This is a genomic window from Cellvibrio sp. (assembly GCF_053579595.1).
Genome location: NZ_JBRFPI010000285.1, coordinates 1 through 5,894 on the forward strand (window position 1 = coordinate 1; position 5,894 = coordinate 5,894).

General features: G+C 45.4%; 6 protein-coding genes. 4 read left to right on the top strand and 2 right to left on the bottom strand.

Annotated elements, in window-relative coordinates:
* The 3 genes from ACWA6V_RS15765 to ACWA6V_RS15775 form a co-directional block, all read left to right on the top strand.
* The coding region (locus tag ACWA6V_RS15765) for a chitobiase/beta-hexosaminidase C-terminal domain-containing protein (RefSeq protein ID WP_449523383.1) at positions 1 to 217 on the top strand (217 nt) is incomplete at its 5' end.
* Between the two features lie 47 nt (positions 218 to 264).
* On the top strand, positions 265 to 1,350 hold the full coding sequence (locus ACWA6V_RS15770; protein WP_449523384.1) for a hypothetical protein: 1,086 nt from the start codon (positions 265 to 267) through the stop codon (positions 1,348 to 1,350).
* A 21-nt stretch (positions 1,351 to 1,371) separates the two neighbouring features.
* A complete protein-coding gene (locus ACWA6V_RS15775; RefSeq protein ID WP_449523385.1) occupies positions 1,372 to 2,964 on the top strand; it encodes a tetratricopeptide repeat-containing sulfotransferase family protein in 1,593 nt (530 codons plus the stop codon).
* Between the two features lie 79 nt (positions 2,965 to 3,043).
* Here ACWA6V_RS15775 and ACWA6V_RS15780 read toward each other — a convergent pair whose 3' ends face one another.
* The gene (locus ACWA6V_RS15780) at positions 3,044 to 4,204 is read right to left on the bottom strand and encodes a helix-turn-helix domain-containing protein (RefSeq protein WP_449523386.1); all 1,161 of its coding nucleotides are present in this window, start codon (positions 4,202 to 4,204) and stop codon (positions 3,044 to 3,046) included.
* Positions 4,205 to 4,273: 69 nt separating this feature from the next.
* Positions 4,274 to 4,846 (bottom strand): TMEM165/GDT1 family protein, encoded by a 573-nt coding sequence (locus ACWA6V_RS15785; protein WP_331352355.1) that lies wholly within the window; start codon positions 4,844 to 4,846, stop codon positions 4,274 to 4,276.
* Between the two features lie 468 nt (positions 4,847 to 5,314).
* Between ACWA6V_RS15785 and ACWA6V_RS15790 the strand changes: the two genes are divergently transcribed.
* A partial coding sequence (locus ACWA6V_RS15790; protein ID WP_449523387.1) for a PAS domain-containing protein occupies positions 5,315 to 5,894 on the top strand: 580 nt, incomplete at its 3' end.

Sequence of the window (5,894 nt, forward strand, 5' to 3'; positions counted from 1 at the left end):
GTCAGGCGTTAAATTTTATTTGCCACCCCCCGGCGGAATTCGCACTAACAACCAGCTGAGCGCTAATTCCTCGTTGCCCGGAGTTGGTATCGAGTACAGCCTTAATAACGGCAAAGATTGGGTCCAGTATCAAGATAAAGTGGATGTAGGGACGGGGCAAGTATTGCTGCGCAGCCGCTTACATTCCGTGGTAAGCAATATAGCGACTGTTGATTAATATGTTGGCTATACAGCCACTTCCGGGAAAATTATTGAAAGGTTTTTATGATGTTACGCAATTTATGTATTTTCAGTTTTATTCTTGCACTGGTGTCCTGCGGTGGTGGTTCCTCTGCAATAAAAAATACCAATAACAGTGGCAACTCTGTTGTTGGATCAAGTGCTTCATCAAATGCTTCATCTAATATAGTAACGAATGTGAGTTCAGCAGCAGAAGCAAGCGTATCCAGCGCGGAACTTTCTAGCTCCAATTCCTCCATCGCATCATCAGCTCAAGGTGGCGAACCACAAAACGATCAACTATACGGTATGTACGTGTCCCTTAATGCGGGGCGCGCTAATGCATTGTTGGACAATGTTGAGCGTGAAGATCAATTTATAAAATTTGTACGCGATAATGGATTTAACTATCTCATTTTTTATGATTTGGAAGGCCTTAATCCAACCTCAACCACTGCCAAACAGTTTGCCGCGTTGGTCAGCCGCGCTAAATTAACTGCCGGAGTTAAAAGCGTCGCCGCCGCCTTGGGTGATGTGAGTGAGGCAAATACTATAGTCGCCTACAATAATGGTCGCCCTGAATCCGAACGTATCAACGTCTTGAATGTGGAGTACGAGTTCTGGAATATGCCTGATCGCGCCACTGCATTTAACAATACGATTGCGATGTTAGAACATTTCAAATCCGTCGGCATGGTGCATGATTTGCAAACGGAAATTTATGTTGGCTGGATTAATGCAAATGAAGCAGTTAGGTTGGGAAATGTTACCGACCGGATTTTAGTGCACTATTATATGCAGACGGACGTGACTATTATCAATTATGGTCTTGAGCGCCTTGAGTGGCTATCTGCCGCTAGCCGCAAGGTAAAAATTGCGCCCATTTTCTCCAACGAAGGCCCAAAAAACACCAACGATATTCCGTTTATGGGATGTTGGCTGGAAAAGAATCCACATCAGCAGGCTTATAAATCCTGGCGCGAACAGTATGATGCACTCAATAAGCCATGGAAGGAAAATATCGAGGTCGTTGGTGCTACCTGGTTTATTTATGATAAGTTCCTGGATGTAAAAAACCTGAATGGTAATCAATCGGGCGGAGTTATTTCCAATGGTTGTGACGTCCAGTAATTTTGAAAGAATGGCGATTGTATGGTTGTAGTCGATAATGAACATGAACAAATGCTGATTCAGGATTCGGCGCGCCTTGCATTGCTGCAAGGCGACTACCGCAATGCGTTTCAATTATTGACTGATGCCGTTAGTCGTTATCCGCAATGGGCAGGCGCTTATTTTTTGCTGAGCCGCATTGCCTACGATTTCAAAAACCATCTCAAAGAAGTTGAGATGCTGACTCATGCTTACCGCCTTGAGCCGGATAAACTGGAATACACGGTGTATTTGGCTCGTGCACAGGTGCTTGCTGGAAATACAAGTGATGCGGTGTATTTGTTGTCACGTGCCGAGCGTCTGCAAAACCACACGGCTGAAGTGTTGGATGTGATGGGTGTAGCTTACAATCGACTTTGTATGTATGAACAAGCGGCGGTTTGTTTTAAAAAAGTTATTGCGTTTGGGCAAGCACAACCTGGTCTTTTTTTTAATCTTGCATCGTCACTAAAATTTTGTGGTGACTTTGCAGGTGCGCGTGCCGCTTATGAAAGTGCTATCGCTTTAAAACCCGATTATTACAAAGCACATGCCGCATTAACCAGCTTGGGAGGCATTACTCCGCAAACTAACCACATCGCTCGCTTACGTGAGTTGGTGTCCACGGCAACAGATCCTGATGATAGTTTGTGCATCGCCCATGCGCTTTCCAAAGAGCTTGAGGCATTAAAGTGTTTTGATGAATCCATGGCGGTACTCGCACAAGCAAAACAGAAAATGACTAATAAGCTCGCCTATCAGTTTGCGCGGGATGAGGATATTTTTGCACGGGTGATGCAGCATTTTTCGGCAAAGCCGCCAGTATTAAATAATGGTTGTGAAAATGAGCGCGCGATATTTGTTGTTGGAATGCCGCGCACAGGAACCACTCTGGTTGAACGAATTATCTCAAACCATAGCCAGGTGGCCACAGGCGGTGAGCTGTATAATTTTTCGGTAGCGCTAAAGCGCCAGCTCAATTCAACCAGTAATGAATTTATTGATAGCGATTTTATTAACCGGTTGGGTGAGGTAGATCTAGCAGCATTGGGGCGTGAGTATATCGCCAGCACGGATTATTTGTTGGCGGGCAAGCGTTATTTAGTTGATAAATTGCCGCTGAATATACTCTATGCCGGTTTAATTATCGCGGCCTTGCCTGAAGCAAAAATTGTCTGCCTTGACCGTAATCCGCTCGACACTATCGTCAGTAATTATCGCCAACTGTTCAGCTTCCATGATTCCACCTTTGGATACACTTTGAATCTTGAAGATGCCGCGCGCTATTACGTGGCATTCAAACGTTTAGTTGACCACTGGCAGACGCTTTACCCCAATAATTTTTATGTGGCTAATTATGAATCCCTAGTGGCTAACCCTAATGACGAAATTAAAACTCTATTAGGTTTTTGTAGTCTGGAGTGGGAGGAGGCCTGTTTGGCCGTAGAGAAGAATAGCAAGCCAGTTGCTACGGCTAGCGCAGTGCAAGTCCGCCAACCGATTTCAGCGGCAAGTGTTGGGCAATGGAAACATTATGCGGCTTATCTTGAACCTGCAATTGCGATATTAACTGATGCTGGTCTTTTGCCTAAATAATGGCAAATCAATGAATAGTTATATTGTCGTCATACCCGCATACGCGGGTATCCATAAAAACAGCCTCAAGTGCTGAGCACTACTCCTGCGCAAAGTGTGCTTTGCGCAATGCCTCGCGGCGGAATTCTGTTGGTGATGTGCCCGTCAAACGCTTGAAGAAGCGTTGGAATGCCGATTTACTGTTAAAGCCCGACTCTAATAAAATATCCATAATAGTCATGTCTTTGTATTTTTCATCGGCGAGATAACGTTTGGATTCTTCAATGCGGTAGGAATTAACAAACTCAAAAAAGTTTGTGCCAAATGCTTTGTTAATGGCAAAAGAGACATCCCGGTAAGGCACCCCGATCTTCGCTGAAAACTGCTCAACGTTAAGGCTTTGGTTAAGGTAAAGCTTTTGGTTGACTATGCCGTCCATAATTTTGCTGATAGTGGAATCCAGCGGTTTGGTGTCTACCAATGCAGCAGATTCTTTTGGATCATCAAACTCCTCTTCTTCCTTGGTGGTAGTGAGGTTTTGCGCATGGGAAATACTGTAATAGAAGAGTGCGATCAATAAAATAAAGTTCAGGTAGTTATCGGTAACACCAAACGGCAAGCGATAGAAATAGGCAAGTATGCTTAGGGAGAGCGTCCAAATACCGGCTAATACAAAACCCAGGGTTAAATAATACAACCACCAGAGAGCAGTTTCATTTACGTCGGAATGTTGTTGGCGCAGCATTTTGTGATAGTGCCAAACAGTAAAGGTTGCGGCGATAAAATATCCCAGTGGAATAATTTTCAGCGAATACCAAAGGCTGTCTATGACTTGATAGAGCAGTGCATCCATACCAAAGGTGTCAAGCTTCAGGCGGTTGATATCAATATCGAAACTGGATATCACCAGTATGGCGATGAGCATCGGTGTTAAATGCAAAAGATGGATGCGTTTTAATTGGAAATTTTCTTCCGTAATACTGCGTACATACAGTAACAGCAAAGGCGCTTTTAACAGCATGGAGCAGCAGTAGAAGTAGGGTACTAGCGTTGCGCTCATGGTTGATTGCGGAATGTATTCATTCCAGATCAACATAATGCCGATATCGGATAATGTGAGGCTCAAGAAAAAACTGGCTAATAATGCTTTGGTGAGTTTTTTCTTGGCGGGTAAGATGGGTTGGAATAAGGCTAGAATTAAACTCAAACCTATCGCCAGAATGAGAATAATATCGTTTAAATTAAAAATAGGAGTAATCATTAATCTCTGGCCTGACGTGACGACTATGGTGATTGTGCCACCATAGTACATCAGGTTTAGCGAATCAACTCAGCCCATTCCTATCAAGGTTGCAATTCCCAATGCAATAAATAAAACGCAGGCGGCTTTGTGTGCAACACCGAGTGGCAATTTATCCATCAACCATTTTCCTGCAAAAATAACCGGCACGTTTGCCAGCAACATGCCGAGTGTTGTTCCGGCAATAACAGCACAGGTCATCCACATATCTGCATTGTATTTGGCCGCGAGTATGACGGTGGCGATTTGGGTTTTATCGCCAATCTCTGCCAGAAAAAATAACACCAGCGTTGCGACAAAGGGGCCGTAGTTAGCGAAGCGGCCCATGTCGTCATCTTCTTTATCGGGAATTAATAACCAAAGGCCGATAGCAAAAAAACTGCCCGCAATAATCCAGCGAATCCACTCGGCAGGAATCACATCTGCCAAAACAGTTCCGAGCCATGCCGAGATTGCATGGTTAACGATGGTGGCGACTAATACACCCAAGCTGATGATGTAGGGGCGGCCATAGCGCGCAGCGAGGAAAAGTGCGAGCAATTGGGTTTTATCACCAATTTCGGCAATGGCGACAGCGAAGGTTGAGCTGAGAAAGGCTTCCATAAAATTTACCAGGGCGGGATGAATAACATGAGATACAACCGCAGTCCCGCCGGGGCCACAGTGGTATCTCAGGTCTCATCAATCCGATGTGTGCTGTAAGCACAACAGAGGACGCTTTTGCCATGCCGTAAATGCGCTCTTGAAGGAAGAGTGCGGCAAGTTTGTTGACAAAAGCGCTCAGCATTTACGGGTACAGGCATCGCAATGCTGGAGCAGATTACTCCCCCGAGAGGGTTCGCGCATTATAAGGATGCATGATTAATGCGACAACCTGAAAATCCCGCGCAAGCCAAATGTTTGACTTTTGTTGCGTCTTATTGGTTGTAAGTGTATGAAAAATAACAACTAAATATTTTGGCATCCAGCTTGCAATTAACCTCTTAAGCAAGCCTTTAACGACAAATATCCGTTGTTTTATTGACGGTTTGGTTTTTCGAGCAGGGCAAGAGTTGTGCAACAGGGGTTTTTATGACGCAAGCAGTTTCCAATGTGATCAAGGTCGGCGGCGCGGCTAAAGCGCGCGCTGGCCTACTGGCTGCCAATTCGGATGAGCCTTTGGCGGCATTGCCGATGGATAAGGCGCTCAGTGAAAAAGGCCAGGATCTCAAAAGTGCGTTTGAACTGTTCAACCAGATGTCTGAACAGCTGGCGGACTCTTATCACCTATTGGAAAACCGCGTTGCTGAATTAAATGAAGAACTGTCCAGTCTTAGTGACCGCCGCTTGCAGGAATTGGCGGAAAAAGAAAAATTAGCCAATCGCCTTGAAAGCCTGCTGAATTTTTTACCCGGCGGTGTGGTGGTATTGGATTCCTCCGGTCGCGTGTCTGAATCAAACCCCGCTGCGATTGAACTGCTAGGCGAACCTTTGCAAGGCGAGTTGTGGCGCGAAGTGATCGCACGCTGTTTTGAACCGCGTCAGGATGATGGCCACGAAGTGTCATTGCGCGATGGCCGCCTCATCAGTATCCAAACCCGCAACCTGGGTGCTGATGGCCAAATTATTTTACTCACCGACCAAACTGAAACCCGTCGTTTGCAGGGCGAAT

Excerpts from the sequence above, each read along its gene's own strand:
- ACWA6V_RS15775 (WP_449523385.1), top strand. The coding sequence starts at position 1,372 with ATGGTTGTAGTCGATAATGAACATGAACAAATGCTGATTCAGGATTCG.
- ACWA6V_RS15770 (WP_449523384.1), top strand. The coding sequence starts at position 265 with ATGATGTTACGCAATTTATGTATTTTCAGTTTTATTCTTGCACTGGTG.
- ACWA6V_RS15785 (WP_331352355.1), bottom strand. The coding sequence starts at position 4,846 with ATGGAAGCCTTTCTCAGCTCAACCTTCGCTGTCGCCATTGCCGAAATT.
- ACWA6V_RS15780 (WP_449523386.1), bottom strand. The coding sequence starts at position 4,204 with ATGATTACTCCTATTTTTAATTTAAACGATATTATTCTCATTCTGGCG.